Here is a 19,579-nt window from a genome sequence, read left to right as displayed (position 1 = left end):
GAACGTCACAGGGGGTTCGCCACCATGAGCTTTTCCCGATTCGCCCAACGCCTGTCCAACTGGAGTGGCCGGCCGCCGACCTTCGTCATCGCCCTCGGATTGATCCTGGCATGGGCGATCAGCGGGCCGTTCTTCGACTTCAACGATACCTGGCAACTGGTGATCAATACCTCGACCACCATCGTTACCTTCCTCATGGTCTTCCTCATCCAGAACACTCAGAACCGCGATACCGATGCGCTGCACATCAAGATCGACGAACTGCTGCGCAGCACCCGGCGCGCCCACAACGCGCTGCTCGGACTCGACGACCTGGACGCCGACACCTTGCGCGAACTGCGTGAGCGCTACCAGCGGATGGGTGAGCGGGATGGAGATACGCCGCAAGGCGTAGCCAGCGAAGAAGCCCGCGAATGCGCCTGCGAGGAACGACAGCGCGACGCCTGAAGCCTCCCTGCGTAAGGCAGTCGCGTGCTCATCGTGCCTGGTTCCTGGCCGGCACTGCCATTCGTCGCGCCGATGGCTCGCGGCGCAGGCGCGACAATCCTCTGTAGGGAAACCCGTGCAGACCGTCGAGGAACCGATACGGAAAGAGAGGCGAGCATGTCCAAGCAGCACATCATCCATTTCACCGGGCCGATCAATTCGTCCACCTGCGGCAATCTGATCAACACTTGCGCCAAGGTCCTGCAACAGGAGGCCGAGGAGTTGCGGATCAACATCGCCACCATGGGCGGGGAATGCAGCTACGGCTTTACCCTGTACAACTTCCTGCGCGCGCTGCCGGTGCCGATACATACCCACAACCTGGGTACCGTCGAGTCGATGGGCAACATCCTGTTCCTCGCCGGCGAGCGACGCAGCGCCAGTGCCCACAGCAAGTTCCTGTTCCATCCTTTCCACTGGACCCTGCATGGCGCGGTGGACCATGCGCGGATGGCGGAATATGCGATGAGCCTCGACTACGACCTGGAGCTTTACGCCCGGATCGTCGCCGAGAACACCCGTGATGCGCCGGAACGCCTGGACATCCCGCGCTACCTGATGGCCTATCCGCGCATCCTTGGTCCGGAAGACGCCCTGGCTTGCGGACTGATCCATACGGTGGACGATTCGCCTATACCCGCTGCCGCCTGCCAGTGGAGTATCCATTCTTAGTTTCCCGCGTCGCCCAGCATATTCCGGCAAGCGGAAGGCCTTGGACAGGCGGCAGGATGCCCATGCCGCCGGGGAAAGCGGGCTTTGCCAACGACCTTTGCGCATCAGACCTTACGTTGGAAAAAGTCGAGCGCCTCCTGGAAGCCGGGCCGCAGCGGCACGTTCCAGTCGGGATGGGCGGTGAAGTGATAGCCGTTGCCCTTGATGCACTCGACCAGCAAGGAAAAGCTCTTCCGATCCGCCACCACGCAGACCTCGTCGAAGCGAACGGACTCTTCTCCGACCCGATGCTCCATGGCCCGGGGAAGGTAGAAGGTGGCCGGGAAGTTGTCACCCATATGGGAGCCTGGGTTGCCCGCATCGTCGCTGTGGTGAAACATCTCCCTGTGCTCCCCCCGGCCCAGGCAGTCATTGAGGGCGTCCACCAGTTGCCGCGTGCGCGGAGTGATGTTTCCCCTGGCCATATCCTCCCTGCCATAGAATCCGTCCTCGCTCAGGGGATCCTTTGCACCGAGGGGGGTGTATCTGACCGCGGTATTCCTTCTTGCATCGAGACCACCACTGCCATGCGCCTCGATCGAGGGCGCTACCAGGAAGAGGTCATAATCGGCGGTCATCGCCAGCCCGCAAGCCGGGCTGGCCAGTACCTGCACCGCTTCCGACCGCCCCAGGCGGCTGATCCTGTAGAGACCGTCCGCCTCCTGGCGGGCCTCGAACTCATAGCGTTTGCCGCTGGGGCCCTGCGCGGTCAGGAGGCGAACCGGCCCGACACCGTCTGCCACCAGGCCGAAATTCCGCACCAGCTCCGCAAGGCGTTGCCGAGAGATCCGCAGGTCGGTCTGGGTATAGGCTCCGCCATCCATTCCCTTCGCCACAGCCAGGTTCAGCTTGCGTATTTCCGCCGTGTCGCGGTCTTCCCGCTTGCTGAGATGCTGGTCGACACAGATGAACCCCGCCTGCGGACCCCAGTTCGAGCTTTTCCCCTTCACCGAGAAGCCCTTGGTCGGGAAACCCTCTTCGATCAGCGTGGTGACGATTCTTTCAACCGGGCGAATGCCAAAGACGGTATTCGTCTGCCTGGCCACCGCCTGCATGCGCAAGGCATGTTCGACGGGAACCCCCACCCCCTGCGCATCGAACAGGTCCTGTAGAGCCCGTGCCTGCATATCCGCAGGGCGCAGTAGCGGTCCGGGCTGTGCCGTTGCGTTAGAAACCACCTGACGATGACCGTCGATACGCATGGTTCGTTTTCCCGCATATGCCAAAGAAGGAGTCGAGAATAAGAATCCGGGCAGCGGCGAGATATCAGAAAACGCGGGCAAATTTTTTGTTTTCCGCACGCTGCCCGCGCGAGCGCTAGGTAGATGGCTGCGACGCCGGGAAGAAACTTCGAACTCCCCGTATGCGGGCGATTCACAAGCAGGGAGAGCCGCGCCGAAAACGGCGCGCCGGAAGAAGGAGACAGAACGATGAAAGTCCGGGAAATCATGAGTCGCGAAGTACGTACCGTCACCCCCCAGACCACCCTCGGCGAGGCGGCGCTGCTGATGCGCCAAGCCGATATCGGCGCCTTGCTGGTCAACGAGGGCGAGCGCCTGACCGGCGTGGTCACCGACCGCGACCTGGCGGTGCGCGGCCTCGCCGATGGACTCGGAGCCGACCGCCCGGTGCGCGAGGTGATGAGCGGGGAACTGCGCTACTGCTTCGAGGACGAGGAAGTGGACCATGTGGCGAAGAACATGGCGCAACTGGAGAAGCGCCGCTTGCCGGTAATGGATCGCAACAAGCGCCTGGTAGGCATCGTCTCGCTGGCCAACATCGCGACCTGCAACACCGACAAGCTCAGCGCCAACCTCTTGCGCGGCGTGGCCCGCGCGCACTGAGTCGGACATGACGGAACGACGGGTGGTGGCGATCTGCGGCGGCAGCGCCGGGGTCGGGCGAGCGATACACCGGTGACGGCCAGAGGGCGTCGCCGCCAAGGCGGCGCAGGTGGTCCAGGCGCGCGACCAGGCCGGGCAGGTCACCGTCGCTGTCGGTGAACGAACGCGGGTAGACCTGGTAGATCACCGCGCGTTTCCACCAGGGCGGCTGGAAGGATTGCAGCATGGGGCCTCCACGGGTGAGCCGGCTTTGCTGCTTGGCACCCTGGGGTAGGCGCGGGTTCGACTTTTCCGCGCGAACGCCTGCACCCCACCTACCAGAATTGGCAGGGGAAGATACCCACCTGTCATGGATCAATGTCCGCGCCCGGCCCGACTCCTAGTGTCGCCGGCTCCCGACTCTCTCTCACGGATGAAAGGGCAATGCACCTTCTTGAACGTCAACACGATATCCAGCCCCTCTCGCGGGCAGACATGACCATCCACCTCAATGGCCAGCCCGTCGCGGCGGCTGCCGGTGAGACCGTGCTCAACGTGCTCAATGCCGTGGGCCTGCGCCGGCTCGCGCGCAACGACCATGGCCAGGCCAGCGGCGCCTTCTGCGGCATGGGCGTATGCCACTGCTGCCTGGTCGCCATCGACGGCCGGCCCAAGCGCCGCGCCTGCCAGACCGTCGTCCGGCCGGGCATGCGGGTGGAAACCGAAAGCAACCGCTTCGACCAGGAGGAACGGCCATGAACCTGCGCCCGGTGATCGTCGGCGGCGGCTCGGCCGGCATGGCCGCAGCCATCGAGCTGGCCAGGCGCGGGGTCCCCTGCGTCCTCTTCGACGAGGCCTCGCGTCCCGGCGGGGTGGTCTATCGCGGCCCCTTGCGGGCCGGCGTCGATCCGGCCTACCTCGGCGCGCGCTACACCCGGATGCTGGAAAAACTGCGGCGCGATTTCTCCGCCTGCGCCGGGCACATCGACCTGCGCCTGAACAGCCGCGTGGTCGGTGGCGACGGCCAGCACCTGATGGTCCTCGACGAGGCGGAACGGCTGCACGAGGTGGAGTATTCGCACCTGCTCCTGGCCACCGGCTGCCATGAGCGCAGCGTGCCGTTCCCCGGCTGGACCCTGCCCGGGGTGATGCTCCTCGGCGGCCTGCAATTGCAGATCAAGAGCGGCGTGGTGAAGCCCCTGGGCGATACCCTGATCACCGGCAGCGGCCCGCTGCTGCCACTGGTGGCCTGCCAGCTGCATGCGGCCGGGGTACGTGTCGCCGGGGTCTACGAGGCCTGCGCGTTCGGCCGCATGGCCAGGGAAAGCCTGGCGCTGCTGAACAAGCCGCAACTGTTCCTCGACGGCCTGAGCATGCTCGGCTATCTCAAGCTCAACGGCATTCCGCTGCACTATGGCTGGGGCGTGGTGGAGGCCAGCGGCGAGGGGGAACTGACGGAAGTGACGGTGGCGCCCTACGACGAAGAGTGGCGGCCCGACCTGGAAAACGCGCGACCGGTGAAGGCCAGCACCCTGGCGGTCGGCTATGGCTTCATCCCACGCACCCAGCTCAGCCAGCAGTTGGGTCTGGAGCACGGCTTCAGCGACGACGGATACCTGCGCGCGGAATGCAACGTCTGGCAGCAGAGCAGCCAACCGCACATCCACCTGGCCGGCGACATGGCGGGTATCCGCGGCGGCGAGGCGGCGATGATCGGCGGGCGCATCGCGGCCTTGTCGATCCTCCTGCAACGCGAGGCCATCGCGCCCGCCGAGGCCATCGAACGCCGAGAATCCCATCTTGCCCGCCTGGAGGCGATCAAGCGCTTCCGCGCCGGAGTCGAGCGCTACACCCAGCGCGGCGCCCGCCAGGTCGAACTGGCGCGGGCCGATACGGTGATCTGCCGCTGCGAACAGGTCACCCGTGGCGACATCGAGCGCGCGCTCGAACAGGGCGTGCAGGACATCGCCGGGCTGAAGATGCGCACCCGCGCCGGCATGGGCGACTGCCAGGGGCGGATGTGCATCGGCTACTGCAGCGATCGCCTGCGCCGCGCCACCGGACGCCACGACGTCGGCTGGCTGCGGCCGCGTTTCCCGATCGATCCGATCCCGTTTTCCGCATTCCAGAACCTCGGTACGGAAGCCTGAACATGAACAGAACCTATGACATCGTGATTGCCGGCGGCGGCGTGATCGGCGCGTCCTGCGCCTACCAACTGTCCAGGCGCGGCAACCTGCGCATCGCCGTGGTCGACGACAAGCGACCGGGCAACGCCACCCGCGCCTCGGCCGGCGGCCTCTGGGCCATCGGCGAATCGGTGGGACTGGGCTGCGGGGTGATCTTCTTCCGCATGATGTCCTCCCGCAACCGGCGCGAGGCCCAGGGCGCGGCGGTGGCGGTGGACGCGAGCACGCCGCACATCCTGCCGCCGGCGTTCTTCGACCTCGCCCTGCAATCCAACGCGCTGTACCCGGAACTGCACCGAGAACTGATCGAACGCCACGGGATGGACTTCAAGTTCGAGCGCACCGGGCTGAAATACGTGATCCAGGACGACGAGGATCGCCAGTACGCCGAGCACATCGTGGCGCAGATCCCGCATCTGGCCGAGCAGGTGCGCTGGCTGGACCGCGAGGAACTGCGTCGTGCCGAGCCGGCGGTCAGCCACGCGGCCCACGGCGCGCTGGAATTCCTCTGCGACCACCAGGTCAGCCCGTTCCGCCTGGCCGACGCCTACCTGGAGGCGGCGCGCCAGAACGGCGTCGAGCTGTTGCCGGGAACCAACGTCACCGGCGTGCTGCGCCAGGGCCGGCGGATCAGCGGGGTGCGCACGGACAATGCCGGGGTGCTGCATTGCCGGACCCTGATCAACGCCGCCGGCGCCTGGGCCGCGGAACTCAGCGAAATGGCCACCGGCCGGCGCATCCCGGTGAAGCCGGTGAAGGGCCAGATCGTCCTCACCGAGCGCATGCCACGACTGCTGAACGGTTGCCTGACCACCAGCGACTGCTACATGGCGCAGAAGGACAATGGCGAGATCCTGATCGGCAGCACCACCGAGGACAAGGGCTTCGACGTCAGCAACACCTTCCCGGAAATCGCCGGCCTGGTGCAGGGCGCGGTGCGTTGCGTGCCGGAGCTGCAACAGGTCAACCTCAAGCGCACCTGGGCCGGCCTGCGCCCGGGCTCGCCGGACGAACTGCCGATTCTCGGTCCGGTGGCTGAAGTGGAGGGCTACCTGAATGCCTGCGGGCATTTCCGCACCGGCATCCTCACGTCGGCGATCACCGGGGTGCTGCTCGACCGGCTGGTCCACGAAGAGACGCTGCCGCTGGACATCGCGCCGTTCCTCGCCGCGCGCTTCCAGCCGGAGCCTGCCGCCGTGGCGGTCGCGGCCTGCTAGGTCCGCGAGGGGTAAATCCGCGGAGCGGGGCGGGCGCCGGACCGGCGTCCGTTCCGCACGGTTCCCGACAGCGGCGCAGTTGCCGTCGGCGCTATACTCATGGCTTCGAATTATTTCTAGACGACTGGTCTAATTCAAGCTACCGTGCGCCCCATGAAAACCAGCTACGACGACACCCGCCAGCATCTGCTCGATACCGGATACCGGATCATGGCGGTCAAAGGCTTCTCCGGAGTCGGCCTCAACGAAATCCTGCAGAGCGCGGGCGTTCCCAAGGGCTCGTTCTACCATTACTTCAAATCCAAGGAACAGTTCGGCCAGGCCCTGCTGGAGGACTACTTCCGCGTCTACCTGGCGGACATGGACCAACGCTTCTCCGCGCCAGGGCTGAATGCCCGCGAACGACTGATGAGCTACTGGCAGAAGTGGCTGGACAACGCCTGCCCGCCCTGCGACGAGCAGCGCTGCCTGGTGGTCAAGCTCAGCGCCGAGGTCGCGGACCTTTCGGAAAGCATGCGCATCACCCTGCGCGACGGATCCGACGGGATCATCGAACGCCTGGTCGGCTGCCTCGGGCAGGGCCGCGACGACGGCTCCCTCGCGCCCTGCGATGCCCGGCACATGGCCAGCGCGCTGTACCAGTTGTGGCTCGGCGCGAGCCTGCTGAGCAAGCTGCACCGCAGCCCGGGACCGCTGGAGACAGCCATGCAGACCACCCGCAGCCTGCTGGAAATCTGAGGTACCGCCAGGAAATACCCGCCCCGCGAGAGGCGGGTATTTTTTCGACCCGTCAGTAGTTGACTGGTCTAATTTGCCCGGCGCACGGTATGAGCCGTTCGCCACATTCGTCAGACAGAGGAGTCTGGAAATGTCCCAATCCACGCAGGTCAACCGCCGCATCGTCCTCGCCTCGCGCCCCCACGGCGCCCCGACCCGGGATAACTTCCGCATCGAGCAGGTTCCGCTTCCTGAGCCCGGCGCGGGCCAGGTGCTGCTGCGCACCGTCTACCTGTCGCTCGATCCCTACATGCGCGGACGGATGAGCGACGCGCCGTCCTACGCGCCGCCGGTGGAACTCGGCGCGGTCATGGTCGGCGGCACGGTCAGCCGGGTGGAAGCCTCGAACCATCCCGGGTTCAAGGTCGGCGACTGGGTGCTCTCGGCCAACGGCTGGCAGGACTACGCGCTATCCGACGGCAGCGGCCTGGCGCGCCTGGGCGAGTCGCCGGAGCATCCGTCCTACGCCCTGGGCCTGCTCGGCATGCCCGGCTTCACCGCCTACATGGGCCTGCTCGACATCGGCAAGCCCCAGGCCGGCGAGACCCTGGTGGTGGCCGCCGCCACCGGGCCGGTCGGCGCCACCGTCGGACAGATCGGCAAGCTCAAGGGCTGCCGAGTGGTCGGCGTCGCCGGCGGTGCGGAAAAATGCCGCCACGCCGTGCAGGTGCTCGGCTTCGATGCCTGCCTCGACCACCATGCCGCGGACTTCGCCGAACGACTGGCCGAGGCCTGCCCGGACGGCATCGACATCTATTACGAGAACGTCGGCGGCAAGGTCTTCGACGCCGTCTTCCCGCTGCTCAACGCCAAGGCCCGGATCCCGGTCTGCGGCATCGTCGCCCACTACAACGACACCGAGCTGCCACCCGGGCCGGACCGCTTGCCGGCGCTGATGGGCACGATCCTGCGCAAGCGCATCAAGGTGCAGGGCTTCATCATCTTCGACGACTACGGCCATCGCTACGCTGAATTCCAGCGCGACATGTCGAAGTGGTTCGCCGACGGCCTCATCCAGTACCGCGAAGAGCGGGTCGACGGCCTGGAGAATGCCCCCGAGGCCTTCTTCGGCCTGCTCCAGGGACGCAATTTCGGCAAGCTGGTGGTGCGCGTCGGAGCCGACGCATGAACCAGGCGGTCCGTGTGGTAGCGCTGTTGCAGGCGCGCGAGGGCAGGGCGGCGGAGGTCGAGCGGCTGCTGCTGGCCTGCGTGCAGCCGTCGCGGGCCGAGGACGGCTGCCTGTCCTATGTCCTGCACCGGAGCCTCGACGAGGCCGGGCGCTTCGTCTTCGTCGAGCGCTGGGCCCACCGCGACGCCATCGAGCGGCACCGACGGATGCCGCACTACAGGGCGATGGCCGATGCCGTCGCCGATCTCCTGGCGGACCGCCAGGTGTTCCTCCTCGAGGAACTGCCAGCGGCCAGCCTGTCTCCGGTAGATCCGGAACCTACAAGCCCCCATGAGGAGTGAAACGGATGAAAGTCGGATTTCTGGGCCTGGGCGGCATGGGCGCCGCCATGGCCACCCGCCTGGTGCAGGCGGGACTCGAAGTGACGGTGTGGAACCGTTCCGCGGCGGCCTGCGAGCCCCTGGTGGCGCTGGGCGCTGCCAGGGCGGAGGAGGTCGGCGAGCTGTTCGGCCTCGACGTGGTCATCAGCATGCTGGCGGACGACCAGGCGATTCGCGGCGTGCTGCTCGACAGCGGCGCGCTCGAACGGGCGAGGCCGGGTCTCATCCACCTGAGCATGTCGACCCTGTCGCTCGATTGCGTCGAGGCGCTCGACCAGGCGCACCAGCGCCAGGGCCTCGCGTTCGTCGCCGCGCCGGTGTTCGGCCGCACCGACGTGGCGGAGGCCGGCAAGCTGAACATCGTCGTCGGCGGTCCGGAGGAAGCCATCGAGCAAGTCAAGGCGCTGCTGGAAATTATGGGACAGAAGACATGGTTTTTCGGAAAAGACCCGCGCGGGGCAATGGCGGTGAAGATCTCTGGTAACTTCATGATCGCCAGCGCCATCGAAAGCATGGGCGAAAGCGTCGCCCTGGTGAAGCGCCTGGGCGTCGAGCCCGGCCGGTTCATGGAGCTCATGTCCTCGACGCTTTTCGATGCGCCTGTCTATCGCAACTACGGCCCGCAGATCGTCGAGCAGCGTTTCACCCCGGCCAGGTTCCGCCTGGTCCTCGGGTTGAAGGATGTCGATCTGGCGCTGTCCGCCGGCAAGCGCCACAACGTGCCGCTGCCGCTGGCCAGCCTGTTGCACGACGTGTTGCTCGAAGCCATCGCCCATGGCGACGGGGAATCGGACTGGACGGCGCTGGCGAAGGTAGCGTTGTCACGATCGGGACAAATCTGAAAAGGTTCTGCGCACGGCCCGGCAGGGCCCGTGAAGCTGTTCGGCAATCTGGCGTGCTTTCCATGGATTCATTAGGCGGAAGAAGGTATGTCCGAGCGTGGAACGGCTGCAGAAGGCCGGATCAACTGGCGACGCATCCTGCCGATACTGCTCACCACCACCCTGGTGGGCGGTGTCTGTGGGATCTTCGTCATCAACGAACTGGATCGCCAGCACGACGGCGCGCACCTGCGCTCGTACACCGAGAGGGCGCTGGAGCGGGCACTGGAGATTTCCTCCGCGGCGGACCAGATGCTCCGCGAGATGAACGCCGGCAGCGCGCCGGCCTGCAGCGACCAGGACCTGGAAATGCTGCGTTCCATCGTGCTCGAGTCGCGCTTCATGAGCGACGTTGGCAGGATCAGCGGCGACCGGGTCATGTGCACGGGCGTCCGGGGCCGGCTGCGCGCGCCCTGGGGATTGTCCGCGCCCGACCGGGTAGATGCCGCCGGCACCCGCTTCTGGTCGGAGGGCATGCCCCTGCCGTTGCAGGCGCTGCCCACCGGGCTGGTCAGTCGCGGCAACGCCGTCGTATTCATTGCCCCGCACGCCTATTTCGATGTCGACCACCCGGCCCCGGGCATCTCGGCGGCGGCCGTCAGCAGTGGCGGCGACTACATCTACCACCGTTTCGCCTGGGACGACGATCAGCCCCTCGAGGCGCTCGGCCGGCCCGGCTGGCCGCGCTTCATCGGCGCCCGGCAGATAAGCCTGTGCGACCCGACGCAGGACATCTGCGTGGTCTCCCTTCTCCGCGAACGCGGCCTGCTTGGCACCGAGCCCGGACGCGCGGCCATGGCCGCGGCGATCGGCGGCGGGCTGTTGTTCGGCGTCATGCTGCTGCTCAGCTACCTGTTCGGCTTCCTCAACGACGAAAAACTGCCGGCCAGGCTGCTGCGCGCGTTGAAGCGCGAGGCCCTGGAGGTGCACTACCAGCCCATCGTGCGCCTGGCCAGCGGCCGCTGCGCCGGGGTCGAGGCCCTGGCGCGCTGGACCGATAGCAGCCTGGGGCGGGTTTCCCCGGATGTATTCATCGGCGCCCTGGAGGAGAGCGGCGACATCGAACTGCTGACCCGTTTCGTCTTCCGCCGCGCCCTGAAGCAGCTCGGGCCGTTGCTGAGGGAACAGCGGAGCTTCTACGTCAGCGTCAACGTCACCGGCAAGGACATCGCCGACCCCGGTTTCATCGATTTCGCCATGCGCCAGATGGCCAGGGAAAGCGTGCGCCCGGAACAGGTCGCGCTGGAACTGACCGAGCGCACCACCGAGGCCCAGGGCTGCCTGCTGGCCGGGATGAACCGCCTGCGCGAACTCGGCCTGAAGATCTACGTGGACGATTTCGGCACCGGTCATTCGAACCTGGTCTACCTGGCCAACCTGCCGGTAGACGCGATCAAGATCGACAAGGTCTTCACTCAGTCCATCGGCGACAGCAGCGCCGTCGAACTGATCTTCGACAAGCTCTGCTCGATGGCCGAGCACCTGGAGATCGGCGTGGTCGTCGAAGGGATCGAGACACAGGCCCAGGCCGACCACGTGCTGCGCCGCTCGCCCGAGGCCCTCGGCCAGGGCTGGCATTTCGGCAAGGCACTGCCGCTGGAGGCCTTCCTCGACTACTACCGGAACCAGCCGGCGGGCCGCTAGAACGGACCTTCCGCGGGGCACCACGCTGCGCTAGCATCGGCCGTCCATACCGGATGCGGCCTGGACGGCCGCACTCCGGATCGCACGGAACGGCCGGAAACGGCCGCGATCACCACAGGCCGCCATGCACGCATTCCCCCTCACCCTGGACAACCGACTCGCCGAAGCCCTGCCGCTATGGCGCAACCTGGCCCGCACCGACCGGGCGCCGCGAAGGAACATCGACCTCGCCGACTGGAAAGCCGACTGGCGCGAACTGATCGCCGCGCTCGACAGGTTTTCCCGGAGCCACGGCTATCGCCAGCCGTTCGCCGCGCAAGGGCACGCAGCCCTGGAAAACGCCTGGGCCTGGGGCCAGGCCGCGGAAAACGCCAGTACGCTGCTGCTCAAGGCCATCGACCGGGGCCTGGCCGGCGCCGAACTGCGCTCCATCTACCTGGAGACCGCCGCGCTGTGGCTGGACTACAGCCGGCTGCTCGGCGCCGCCCGCGACAGCCTGCGCGAGCAGGGCGAGGTCGACTTCGAGACGGCGCCGGCCCTGGCGCCGCGCACAGGCCAGTATCCGTTCGCGCTGCAACTGCTCGCCATGGGCGTGCTGCTCGATGCCCAGGAGCTCATCCCGGCGCTGGTCGAGGAGGTCCTGCAGTTCGATACCGACCGCCTGCTCGACTATCTCGGCGCGGCCGCCCTCGGCCTGACTTCCGCCAGCGAGGAAACCTTCCATCCACGGCCGTTCGGGCAGTTGCGGGCGTTCTTCGAAGAGGCGGACGGCAGCGACGCCCAGGCGCTGGCGCCTTACCTGCAAAGCCAGTACCGGGAGTTCTTCCAGCTTTCCCCCAAGGCGCAGAAGAAGACCCGCCGCCTGACCGGCCCCTACGCCTGGGGCTGGTGGGCCATGGAGGTGTCGGCGCTGGGCGTGCTCTACGGCTGGGACGATGGCGTCCTGCGCGCCTCGCCGCATTACCTCGGCGACCTGGTCGACTACGCGCGGGCGCGCGGCGACGCCTGAGCCACCGGCCGCCGCTCAGGCCCGCCGGCGGCGGGCGAGGAACGCGGCGGCCAGGTCGAGGCTGGTGCAGAGCAGGAAGTAGAGCAGGGCGACGAACAGGAAGATCTCCGTCGGGTGGACCATCACCCGGTTGCTCACCTGGGTGGCGACGAAGGACAGCTCGCCGACGCCGATCACGTAGGCCAGGGAAGTGTCCTTGATCAGCGACACCCACTGGTTGAGGAAGGATGGCAGCATCACCGGCAGCGCCTGCGGCAGGATCACCAGGCGCAATACCTGCCACGGCCGCAGTCCGAGCGCGCGGGCGGCCGCCCACTGCCCGGCGGGGAGGCTGTGGATGCCGGCGTACACCGAGTGGGCGAGGTAGGCGCCGCCGATCAGCGACAGCGCGCAGACCACGGTGGCCAGCGCCGGTACGTCGACATGGAAGACGATCGGCAGCAGGAAGTAGGTCCAGAAGATCAGCATCAGCACCGGGATCGCGCGGAAGAAGCCGAGCAGCGCCACCAGCAGCAGGCGCGGCTTGCCGGGCAGCACCGCGAGGGCCACGCCGAGGACCAGGCCGAGCACCGCCGAAGCCAGTCCGGAGAGCGACGCCAGCAGCAGGGTCAGCGCCGCTCCGCCGAGCGGGCCGTCCGGGTAGGCGCCGAGCAGCAGGTAGGACAGGTTGTCCGAGATGACCGAGAAATCCATCTCAGGCACCTCCCTGGCGGTAGCGGCGGGTCTGCTGCAACGCCTGGCCGAAAGCTTCGATCAGGGCGATGGCGCCGATGTAGAGAAGGGTGGCGATACCGAAGGCCTGGAAGGTCTTGAAGGTCTCGGTTTCCACCTGGCGCGAAGCGTAGGACAGCTCGGCCAGGCCGATGGCCATCGCCAGCGAGGAGTTCTTCAGCGCATTCATGTACTGCCCGAGCAGCGGCGGCAGAGCCGTGCGCAGGGCCTGCGGCAGCACCACCTCGCGCCATACCTGGCGCTGGGTCAGCCCCAGGGCGAGGCCGGCGGCGCGCTGCTCGGGGCGTACCGAGGCGATGCCGGCGCGGAACTCCTCGGCGACGAAAGCCGAGGTATAGAGGGTCAGCCCCCAGGCACCGGCGAGGAACTCGAAGGACGGCCAGTCGAGCAAGGGCGTCTCGTGCGGCGTGTTCAGCCAGCTCACCAGCGCCTCCGGCAGCAGCGCGGGAACGCCGAAGTACCAGAAGAACAGCTGCACCAGCAGCGGGGTATTGCGGAACAGCGCCAGGTAGGCGCGCGCCGGCCAGGACAGCAGGCGCCGGCGCGACAGCCGGGCGATGGCCAGGGGGGCGCCGATCAGGGTGGCGAGCAGGCAACTGAGCAGGGCAAGACCGAGGGTCAGCAGGAAGCCGTCGAGCAACCAGCGCAGGTACTGCGGGGCGAGAAGTTCGCCGAACATGTGCGGGATTCCGTCGGGTAGAACGAAAAACGCGCCTCAGCGAAGTGAGGCGCGCGGGTCGTGCGGGCGAAGCGGGCCGCTCAGCTCTTGTCGCCGATCTTGTACAGGCGCGCCAGCGGGGTCTTGGTCTGCGGACCGAACCAGGTGTCGTAGATCTTCTGCGCCTGGCCGTCCTGCTCCAGCTCGCGCAGGCTCTTGTCGACGAACTCGGTCAGGGCCTTCTCGCCCTTGGGAATACCGACGCCGATCAGGTCGTTGGAAATGGTGAAGGGCGGCACTTCGTACTTGTCGCGGTCGGGCACGTTGGCCAGCAGGCCGATCAGCTTCGGACCGTCCTGGGTGATGGCCTGGACCTGGCCGTTGCGCAGGGCGGTGAAAGCGAAGGGCGTGTCGTCGTAGGCGATGACCTTGGCGCCGGGGAACTTCTCGCGCAGCACGCCTTCGTTGACCGTGCCCTTGTCCACGCCGACCCGCCACTTGTTGAGGACTTCCGGCGAGGTCAGGGTGCCTTTCTTGACGATGAACTGCTGGCCGGAGGAGAAGTAGGGGATGCTGAAGTCCACCTGCTGCGCACGCTCCGGGGTGATGGTGAAGTTGGCCAGGACCAGGTCGACCTTGTTCGCCGTCAGCAGCGGGATGCGGTTGGCCGGGTTGGTCGGCAGCACTTGCAGCCGGACGCCCAGCTTGTCGGCCAGGGCCTTGGCATAGTCGACGTCGAGGCCTTCGATCTGCTTGCTCTTGGCGTCGACGAAGCCGAACGGCGGGTTGCTGTCGAAGGACGCGACGCGCAATACGCCGGCCTTGCGGATGTCCTCCAGGCGGTCGGCCTGGGCCAGGCCGGAGATCAGGGCGAGGGCGAGGGCGGTGATGGCGGGGAGTTTCTTCATGAAAGTTCCAGCTCCTTGTCGGCCGCGATCGACGATCAGGGCCTTGCAATGTGGGGCGGACATTCCGGATGGGAATGCCGCCATGTCGGCGCGGGGGTATCCCGTGGCGAAGGGAGTTTGGCAGGGGCCGAGGGTCGGGAGAAAAGAATGAATCGATCTATCTTATTTCCAGACGAAATAAGAGGTATGAAAACAAGGATTCAAGGAAATAAAAAACGATAGCGTAACGCCATTGTCCGCAGGGCTTCCGCGTTGGGGGTTCGTCGTCGAGAAGGAAGGCCGGGGCCCGGCGGCCCCGTCAGCGGCTGTCCCGGCAGTCGATCACGCTGGCGTTGGTGATGATGTCCCGGCTGTCGGTGTACAGGGTGATGCTGCAGAAATAGTCGAGGATGGTCTCGTTCTCGTAGTAGCCGGTCTTGCGATAGACCGCCTCGCTACTCACCGGCGCCATGCCGGCGACCCCCTGGCCACCGACGCCGACCCAGGTCTCGCGCTGGCCGACGTACTCGGTGCCGGTCTGTATGAAGACCTTGTCCGGCCCCATGTGGGTCCGCACGCGGTTCCAGGCGTAGAAGCCGCCGCTACCGTAGGACGAAGGGCCGAGGCCCTGGTCGGGCTTGCCGAACAGTTCGAAGGCCTTGCCGGCGGGCTGGCCGATGAGCTTCTGCGCGGCGACCTTGACCTCGTTGTCGCGATTCCCCGACTGACCGAGGGAGGCGCAGGCGCTGAGACCGAGGACGAGCAGGGCGAGACCGAAGGGCTTGATCGAGGGCATGGCATTCACTCCGTTGAAATGCCGCAGGATGTTAGAGGTCCAGCCGGCTCGCGGCTATTAGCTCATTTGTGCTAGTGCCGCTCACTTCGCCAGGTGCCGCGCCTGTTCGGCATGTACGCTGGCCATGAAGGTCTGCATGGCCGAGGAGTGGACCCGGTTGCGTCGGGTGATCAGGCCGTAGGGCGGCAGGCGCGGCTCCAGCTGGATCGGCAGGATCGCCAGCAGGTGCTTGCCCGGGTAGTCCTCGATCACCGAGCGTGGAGTGATGCCGATCATGTCGGTCTGTTGCAGCAGGGAGAGCAGGGTCATGATCGAGGTGGTCTCGACGATACTGCTCGGCAGGTCGATGCGCGCATTGTGGAAGGCCTGGTTGACGATCCCGCGCATCGGGCTGGGGTGCTGCTGCAACACCCAGGTCAGCTCCTGCAACTCGCCCCAGTCCAGCTTGCGTGCCTGCGACAACGGGTTCTGCGCGCCGACCACCACGCAGAGTTCTTCCTCGCCGAGGCTGTCGAACACCAGGTCGTCGGTGCGCGCGCCGCTGGGGATGCGTCCGAGCACCACGTCCAGCTGGTCCTGTTGCAGGGCCTGGACCAGCACGTCGCTGGTGTCCACCTGGATGCTCATCGACAGCCGTGGATGACTCTGCTTCAGGGTGGCGATGGTGCGCGTCAGCAGGCTCGAGGCCAGCGCCGGGATCGCTCCGACGGTGACCCGGCCGAGGTTGCCGGATTCCAGCGCGACCAGTTCCTCGCGCATCCCGGACAGCTCGGCGAAGATCATCCGCGAGTAGTAGATCAGCGTCTCGCCGAAAGGCGTCGCGCGCATGCCGCGCGGCAAACGCTCGAACAACTCGACGCCGAGCAGGTCTTCGGCCTCGTGGAGCATCTTGGTCGCCGCCGGCTGGGTCATGCCGATCTCGTCGGCAGCGCGGCGCAGCGAGCCGAGTTCCTCCAGGGCCAGCATCAGGCGCAACTGGCGCAGGCGCAGGCGGCTGTGGATGATGCTGGCGTCGGGAATCCGGGACATGGCGTATCTCGCTGGCGGCGGGGAGACCCAGGGTGACAAGAAATCCACCCCGCCGCCAGACGCAGGCTCAGGCGGCATGCCGGAGACTCCGCCGGCCACGCCGGAACAGCGCCCCGGCGCACCGCGCCAGCAACGGCCAGAGCAGCATCGCCAGCGCCGCGCCGGTCAGGCTGGCCACCAGCGGGTTGGACCAGAACACCGAGAGTTGCCCGTCGGAGAACAGCATCGACTGGCGGAACGCGTCCTCGGCCTTGTCGCCGAGCACCGCGGCGAGCACCAGCGGGGCGATGGGGTAGCCGAGTTTCTTGAACAGGTAGCCGAGCGCGCCGAACAGCAGCATCAGGACCACGTCGAGCATGGCGTTGTGCACCGAGTAGGCGCCGATGGCGCAGACCATGACGATGATCGGTGCGACGATGGCGAACGGAATCCGCAGGATCGAGGCGAACAGCGGCACGGTCGCCAGTACCACGATCAGGCTGACCACGTTGCCCAGGTACATGCTGGCGATCAGGCCCCAGACGAAGTCGTGCTGTTCGACGAACAGCGTCGGCCCGGGATGCAGCCCCCAGATCATCAGGCCACCGAGCATCACCGCGGCGGTCGCCGAGCCGGGGATGCCGAGCGTCAGCATCGGCAGCAGGGCGCTGGTGCCGGCGCTGTGGTCGGCTGTCTCCGGAGCGATCACGCCTTCCACCTCGCCGTTGCCGAAGTTCTCGCGGTTCTTCGAGAAGCGCCGCGCCAGGCTGTAGCTCATGAACGAGGCGGCGGTGGGGCCGCCCGGAGTGACGCCCATCCAGCAGCCGACCAGCGCGCTGCGCAGCCAGGTCAGCCAGTAGCGCGGCAGCCTGGCCCAGGTACGCAGGATCACCATCGGCGTGATGCGTGCGCGCTCGCCGCGAAACACCAGGCCTTCCTCCACCGTGCAGAGGATCTCGCCGATGCCGAACAGGCCGATCACCGCCACCTCGAAACTCAGCCCGGAAAGCAGCCAGGGCTGGTCGAAGGTCAGGCGCAGGTCGCCGGACACGGTATCCATGCCCACGGCGGCCATGGCGAAGCCGATGGTCATCGCCACCAGGGTCTTCAATGGCGGGTTGCGGCTCATGCCGATGAAGGTGCAGAACGCCAGCAGGTAGACGGCGAAGAACTCGGGCGAGCTGAACGCCAGGGCGAAGCGAGCGATATGGGTGGACAGGAAGGTCAGCAGCAGCACGCCGACCAGCGCCCCGAGGAGCGCCGAGGTGAAGGCGGCGGTCAGCGCTTCGCCGGCCTGGCCGTTGCGCGCCATCGGGTAGCCGTCGAAGGTGGTGGCCACCGACGACGGCTCGCCGGGGATGTTGAACAGGATCGAGGTGATCGAGCCGCCGAACAACGCGCCCCAGTACATGCAGGAAAGCAGGATGATCGCCGACACCGGCGACATGCTGAAGGTCAGCGGCAGCAGCAGCGCCACCCCGTTCGGCGCACCGAGGCCCGGCAGCACGCCGACCAGGATGCCGAGCAGCACGCCGATCACCATCAGGCCGAGGTGATGGGCGCTGAGGACCAGGCTCATGCCCTGCATCAGGGAATCGAATTCGCTCATGGCCTGGCGCTCCCGACGAAGGCCGCAAGGTCGACCAGTATTCCGGCATCCAGCGGCACCTTGAACCAGACGGCGAAGACCAGGTAGCTGGCCAGCGCCGCGCCGCAGGACAGCGTGACGATCAGCGGCACGCCGTAGGGTTTGTCGCGGCTACGGTCGCGCCACATGAACCAGGCGATGAACAACGCGGAGGCGAGGTAGATCCCGGCGAACGGCATGGCCGCCACGTAGGCGGCGATCGGCAGGAACACCGCAAGCACCCGGCGAAAGGCCGTGCGGGCGACGAACGAGGTACCCAGCGCCCGCCAGCGGCACAGGGCCAAGAGCAGGTTGCCGAGGCTGGCGGCACTCAGCAGCAGGCCGATGTAGAAGGGGAAATAGCCGGCCTCGGGGCCGCTGTCGCCCCAGCCGATGCCGATATCCTGGCTGCCGTACATGACGATCGCGCCGAGCGCGGCGGTGAACAGCGCCAGGCCGATCTCCACCCAGCGGGTGGCGACCAGCGGCGCATCGGATGAGCTGGACATGTTCGTCTCCTGGTCGCGCTACGCGGGTTACTGGCGAAGCCAGCCGGCTTCCTGGAACAGCGGGATGACGCGCTGGCGGTCCTTCTCGATGTAGCTCACCAGGTCCTCGCCTGCGAGGAAGGTCGGCGCCAGCGCCGAGCGTTCGACATAGTCCCTGAACTCGGCGGTCTGGCTGACCTTGCGCATCAACTCGACGTAGAAGGCGCGCTGCTCGTCGCTGACTCCGCCGGGCAGGAACACGGTGCGCGGGAAGCGGTACTGGTCGATGCCCAGGCCCTGCTCGTGGCAGGTGGGGATGTCCGCCCAGGACTGCTCGGCAGCGACCTTGGCGGTGTAGATCATGCGCTCGTGGCTGAACACGCAGAGCGGCCGGACCTGGCCGCCGCGCCACTGGCTGAGGCTTTCCGCCGGGTTGTTGAGGTTGGCGGCGATGTGCCTGCCGGCCAACTGGATGGACGCCTCGCTGCCGCTCTTGAAGGGGATGTAGGTCAGCTTGCCGCCGACCTGCTTGCCGAGCAGCAGGCTTAGAGTCTGGTCGACGTCCTTCGACTGGCTGCCGCCGAAGCGCATGCCTGTCGCGTCCTTCTTCAGATCGGCGAGGAACGCCGCGGCGTCCGCCCACGGCGCCGCCTGGTAGGTCCAGAGGATGAAGTCGTCCTCGGCCACCGCCGCCACCGGCGTCAGGTCGGTCCATTGGTAGCCCAGCCGGGCCACCAGCGGCAGCAGGTAGACATTGTTGGTGCCGATCACCAGCTTGTGCGCGTTGCCCTTGGCCAGCTTCAGGTCGAGGAAGGCTTCGGCGCCGTTGCCGCCGCCCTTGTTCAGCACCACGGTGTTGACGTCGAGCAGCTTGTTCTGGCTGATCGCCGACTGGACCAGGCGGGCGAGTTGGTCGGTGCCGCCACCGGGACCGCCGGCGACGACGATCTCCAGGTTCTCTTCGGGTTTCCAGGCAGCCGCCAGGGCGGGCAGGGCGGTGCAGCAGAGCAGGGCGCAAGCGGCCAGGAAGGAGGGGACGGAGCGCGCATATGCGGTACGCATGGAGGACCTCTGGTTGTCATTGTTGTTATGGGTAGAGCGGAGTGTGCGAAGCGCACCGATAAGCGTCCACTCAAA

Annotated in this window: 22 protein-coding genes; 12 read left to right on the top strand and 10 right to left on the bottom strand. The window is 66.9% G+C overall.

Going from position 1 to position 19,579, the window contains the following annotated elements:
• Window positions 1-24: 24 nt before the first annotated feature.
• Window positions 25-447 carry a low affinity iron permease family protein gene (locus tag ACTJJX_RS32315; RefSeq protein ID WP_003089012.1) on the top strand — a complete coding sequence of 141 codons (423 nt, stop codon included), beginning with the start codon at window positions 25-27 and terminating at the stop codon, window positions 445-447.
• A 156-nt stretch (window positions 448-603) separates the two neighbouring features.
• On the top strand, window positions 604-1,158 hold the full coding sequence (locus ACTJJX_RS32310; protein ID WP_003113679.1) for a ClpP family protease: 555 nt from the start codon (window positions 604-606) through the stop codon (window positions 1,156-1,158).
• Between the two features lie 104 nt (window positions 1,159-1,262).
• Here ACTJJX_RS32310 and exoY read toward each other — a convergent pair whose 3' ends face one another.
• Window positions 1,263-2,399: a type III secretion system adenylate cyclase effector ExoY gene (exoY, locus tag ACTJJX_RS32305; RefSeq protein ID WP_016263503.1), complete on the bottom strand. Its 1,137-nt coding sequence runs from the start codon at window positions 2,397-2,399 to the stop codon at window positions 1,263-1,265.
• Between the two features lie 228 nt (window positions 2,400-2,627).
• On the opposite strand from exoY, the gene ACTJJX_RS32300 reads away from it, so the two are divergent.
• Window positions 2,628-3,041: a CBS domain-containing protein gene (locus ACTJJX_RS32300; protein WP_003158711.1), complete on the top strand. Its 414-nt coding sequence runs from the start codon at window positions 2,628-2,630 to the stop codon at window positions 3,039-3,041.
• Here the strand turns inward: ACTJJX_RS32300 and ACTJJX_RS32295 are convergent.
• Complete coding sequence (locus tag ACTJJX_RS32295) at window positions 3,001-3,267, bottom strand: alpha-amylase family glycosyl hydrolase (protein WP_003147575.1); 267 nt, start codon at window positions 3,265-3,267, stop codon at window positions 3,001-3,003. The two genes, ACTJJX_RS32300 and ACTJJX_RS32295, sit on opposite strands and share 41 nt — an antisense overlap.
• Before the next feature lie 197 nt (window positions 3,268-3,464).
• Between ACTJJX_RS32295 and hcnA the strand changes: the two genes are divergently transcribed.
• The 9 genes from hcnA to ACTJJX_RS32250 all read left to right on the top strand — a co-directional run bounded on the left by hcnA (window position 3,465) and on the right by ACTJJX_RS32250 (window position 12,246).
• The gene (gene hcnA / locus ACTJJX_RS32290) at window positions 3,465-3,779 is read left to right on the top strand and encodes a cyanide-forming glycine dehydrogenase subunit HcnA (RefSeq protein WP_003113684.1); all 315 of its coding nucleotides are present in this window, start codon (window positions 3,465-3,467) and stop codon (window positions 3,777-3,779) included.
• The gene (gene hcnB, locus ACTJJX_RS32285; RefSeq protein WP_016851656.1) at window positions 3,776-5,170 is read left to right on the top strand and encodes a cyanide-forming glycine dehydrogenase subunit HcnB; all 1,395 of its coding nucleotides are present in this window, start codon (window positions 3,776-3,778) and stop codon (window positions 5,168-5,170) included. The genes hcnA and hcnB overlap by 4 nt, the downstream gene beginning before the upstream one ends.
• A gap of 2 nt (window positions 5,171-5,172) precedes the next feature.
• Window positions 5,173-6,426, top strand: coding sequence for a cyanide-forming glycine dehydrogenase subunit HcnC (hcnC, locus tag ACTJJX_RS32280; RefSeq protein WP_003113686.1), 1,254 nt, complete (start codon window positions 5,173-5,175; stop codon window positions 6,424-6,426).
• A gap of 153 nt (window positions 6,427-6,579) precedes the next feature.
• On the top strand, window positions 6,580-7,164 hold the full coding sequence (locus ACTJJX_RS32275) for a TetR/AcrR family transcriptional regulator (RefSeq protein WP_003113688.1): 585 nt from the start codon (window positions 6,580-6,582) through the stop codon (window positions 7,162-7,164).
• Between the two features lie 130 nt (window positions 7,165-7,294).
• Window positions 7,295-8,332 (top strand): NADP-dependent oxidoreductase, encoded by a 1,038-nt coding sequence (locus ACTJJX_RS32270; protein ID WP_016851655.1) that lies wholly within the window; start codon window positions 7,295-7,297, stop codon window positions 8,330-8,332.
• Complete coding sequence (locus ACTJJX_RS32265) at window positions 8,329-8,673, top strand: putative quinol monooxygenase (RefSeq protein WP_016851654.1); 345 nt, start codon at window positions 8,329-8,331, stop codon at window positions 8,671-8,673. Before ACTJJX_RS32270 ends, ACTJJX_RS32265 begins: the two co-directional genes overlap by 4 nt.
• 5 nt (window positions 8,674-8,678) lie before the next feature.
• On the top strand, window positions 8,679-9,554 hold the full coding sequence (locus ACTJJX_RS32260; protein ID WP_003113691.1) for an NAD(P)-dependent oxidoreductase: 876 nt from the start codon (window positions 8,679-8,681) through the stop codon (window positions 9,552-9,554).
• Between the two features lie 87 nt (window positions 9,555-9,641).
• Window positions 9,642-11,237, top strand: a complete 1,596-nt coding sequence (locus ACTJJX_RS32255) for an EAL domain-containing protein (RefSeq protein WP_016851653.1) — start codon at window positions 9,642-9,644, stop codon at window positions 11,235-11,237.
• Window positions 11,238-11,361: 124 nt separating this feature from the next.
• Window positions 11,362-12,246 carry a DUF1911 domain-containing protein gene (locus ACTJJX_RS32250; protein WP_003113693.1) on the top strand — a complete coding sequence of 295 codons (885 nt, stop codon included), beginning with the start codon at window positions 11,362-11,364 and terminating at the stop codon, window positions 12,244-12,246.
• 15 nt (window positions 12,247-12,261) lie between these two features.
• On the opposite strand, the gene ACTJJX_RS32245 is transcribed toward ACTJJX_RS32250, so the two are convergent.
• The 8 genes from ACTJJX_RS32245 to ACTJJX_RS32210 all read right to left on the bottom strand — a co-directional run bounded on the left by ACTJJX_RS32245 (window position 12,262) and on the right by ACTJJX_RS32210 (window position 19,504).
• Complete coding sequence (locus ACTJJX_RS32245; RefSeq protein WP_003113694.1) at window positions 12,262-12,939, bottom strand: amino acid ABC transporter permease; 678 nt, start codon at window positions 12,937-12,939, stop codon at window positions 12,262-12,264.
• A 1-nt stretch (window position 12,940) separates the two neighbouring features.
• Window positions 12,941-13,657 carry an amino acid ABC transporter permease gene (locus tag ACTJJX_RS32240; protein WP_016851652.1) on the bottom strand — a complete coding sequence of 239 codons (717 nt, stop codon included), beginning with the start codon at window positions 13,655-13,657 and terminating at the stop codon, window positions 12,941-12,943.
• An 80-nt stretch (window positions 13,658-13,737) separates the two neighbouring features.
• Window positions 13,738-14,544: an ABC transporter substrate-binding protein gene (locus ACTJJX_RS32235; RefSeq protein ID WP_003089047.1), complete on the bottom strand. Its 807-nt coding sequence runs from the start codon at window positions 14,542-14,544 to the stop codon at window positions 13,738-13,740.
• 298 nt (window positions 14,545-14,842) lie between these two features.
• Window positions 14,843-15,319, bottom strand: coding sequence for a hypothetical protein (locus ACTJJX_RS32230; protein ID WP_003089049.1), 477 nt, complete (start codon window positions 15,317-15,319; stop codon window positions 14,843-14,845).
• Between the two features lie 81 nt (window positions 15,320-15,400).
• A complete protein-coding gene (locus ACTJJX_RS32225; RefSeq protein WP_003089050.1) occupies window positions 15,401-16,348 on the bottom strand; it encodes a LysR family transcriptional regulator in 948 nt (315 codons plus the stop codon).
• Between the two features lie 67 nt (window positions 16,349-16,415).
• The gene (locus ACTJJX_RS32220; protein ID WP_003144247.1) at window positions 16,416-17,936 is read right to left on the bottom strand and encodes a tripartite tricarboxylate transporter permease; all 1,521 of its coding nucleotides are present in this window, start codon (window positions 17,934-17,936) and stop codon (window positions 16,416-16,418) included.
• Entirely contained in the window at window positions 17,933-18,463 is a 531-nt protein-coding gene (locus ACTJJX_RS32215) for a tripartite tricarboxylate transporter TctB family protein (RefSeq protein WP_003113696.1), read from the bottom strand. Before ACTJJX_RS32215 ends, ACTJJX_RS32220 begins: the two co-directional genes overlap by 4 nt.
• 27 nt (window positions 18,464-18,490) lie before the next feature.
• Window positions 18,491-19,504, bottom strand: coding sequence for a Bug family tripartite tricarboxylate transporter substrate binding protein (locus ACTJJX_RS32210; RefSeq protein WP_003089055.1), 1,014 nt, complete (start codon window positions 19,502-19,504; stop codon window positions 18,491-18,493).
• Window positions 19,505-19,579: the final 75 nt, after the last annotated feature.

It is taken from the genome of Pseudomonas sp. 22490 (assembly GCF_052044465.1).
Taxonomy (GTDB): Bacteria; Pseudomonadota; Gammaproteobacteria; order Pseudomonadales; family Pseudomonadaceae; genus Pseudomonas; species Pseudomonas aeruginosa.
Note: the sequence above shows the minus strand (reverse complement) of the source record. Positions and strands in the feature narration are given on the sequence as shown.

Bases quoted from the DNA above. Each gene is read 5' to 3' on its own strand.
- ACTJJX_RS32235 (WP_003089047.1), bottom strand. From the start codon at position 14,544: ATGAAGAAACTCCCCGCCATCACCGCCCTCGCCCTCGCCCTGATCTCC.
- ACTJJX_RS32310 (WP_003113679.1), top strand. From the start codon at position 604: ATGTCCAAGCAGCACATCATCCATTTCACCGGGCCGATCAATTCGTCC.
- ACTJJX_RS32215 (WP_003113696.1), bottom strand. From the start codon at position 18,463: ATGTCCAGCTCATCCGATGCGCCGCTGGTCGCCACCCGCTGGGTGGAG.
- ACTJJX_RS32275 (WP_003113688.1), top strand. From the start codon at position 6,580: ATGAAAACCAGCTACGACGACACCCGCCAGCATCTGCTCGATACCGGA.
- hcnC (WP_003113686.1), top strand. From the start codon at position 5,173: ATGAACAGAACCTATGACATCGTGATTGCCGGCGGCGGCGTGATCGGC.
- ACTJJX_RS32315 (WP_003089012.1), top strand. From the start codon at position 25: ATGAGCTTTTCCCGATTCGCCCAACGCCTGTCCAACTGGAGTGGCCGG.
- ACTJJX_RS32260 (WP_003113691.1), top strand. From the start codon at position 8,679: ATGAAAGTCGGATTTCTGGGCCTGGGCGGCATGGGCGCCGCCATGGCC.
- ACTJJX_RS32210 (WP_003089055.1), bottom strand. From the start codon at position 19,504: ATGCGTACCGCATATGCGCGCTCCGTCCCCTCCTTCCTGGCCGCTTGC.
- ACTJJX_RS32230 (WP_003089049.1), bottom strand. From the start codon at position 15,319: ATGCCCTCGATCAAGCCCTTCGGTCTCGCCCTGCTCGTCCTCGGTCTC.
- ACTJJX_RS32270 (WP_016851655.1), top strand. From the start codon at position 7,295: ATGTCCCAATCCACGCAGGTCAACCGCCGCATCGTCCTCGCCTCGCGC.
- ACTJJX_RS32240 (WP_016851652.1), bottom strand. From the start codon at position 13,657: ATGTTCGGCGAACTTCTCGCCCCGCAGTACCTGCGCTGGTTGCTCGAC.
- hcnA (WP_003113684.1), top strand. From the start codon at position 3,465: ATGCACCTTCTTGAACGTCAACACGATATCCAGCCCCTCTCGCGGGCA.
- hcnB (WP_016851656.1), top strand. From the start codon at position 3,776: ATGAACCTGCGCCCGGTGATCGTCGGCGGCGGCTCGGCCGGCATGGCC.
- ACTJJX_RS32300 (WP_003158711.1), top strand. From the start codon at position 2,628: ATGAAAGTCCGGGAAATCATGAGTCGCGAAGTACGTACCGTCACCCCC.
- ACTJJX_RS32225 (WP_003089050.1), bottom strand. From the start codon at position 16,348: ATGTCCCGGATTCCCGACGCCAGCATCATCCACAGCCGCCTGCGCCTG.
- ACTJJX_RS32250 (WP_003113693.1), top strand. From the start codon at position 11,362: ATGCACGCATTCCCCCTCACCCTGGACAACCGACTCGCCGAAGCCCTG.
- exoY (WP_016263503.1), bottom strand. From the start codon at position 2,399: ATGCGTATCGACGGTCATCGTCAGGTGGTTTCTAACGCAACGGCACAG.
- ACTJJX_RS32265 (WP_016851654.1), top strand. From the start codon at position 8,329: ATGAACCAGGCGGTCCGTGTGGTAGCGCTGTTGCAGGCGCGCGAGGGC.
- ACTJJX_RS32220 (WP_003144247.1), bottom strand. From the start codon at position 17,936: ATGAGCGAATTCGATTCCCTGATGCAGGGCATGAGCCTGGTCCTCAGC.
- ACTJJX_RS32245 (WP_003113694.1), bottom strand. From the start codon at position 12,939: ATGGATTTCTCGGTCATCTCGGACAACCTGTCCTACCTGCTGCTCGGC.
- ACTJJX_RS32255 (WP_016851653.1), top strand. From the start codon at position 9,642: ATGTCCGAGCGTGGAACGGCTGCAGAAGGCCGGATCAACTGGCGACGC.
- ACTJJX_RS32295 (WP_003147575.1), bottom strand. From the start codon at position 3,267: ATGCTGCAATCCTTCCAGCCGCCCTGGTGGAAACGCGCGGTGATCTAC.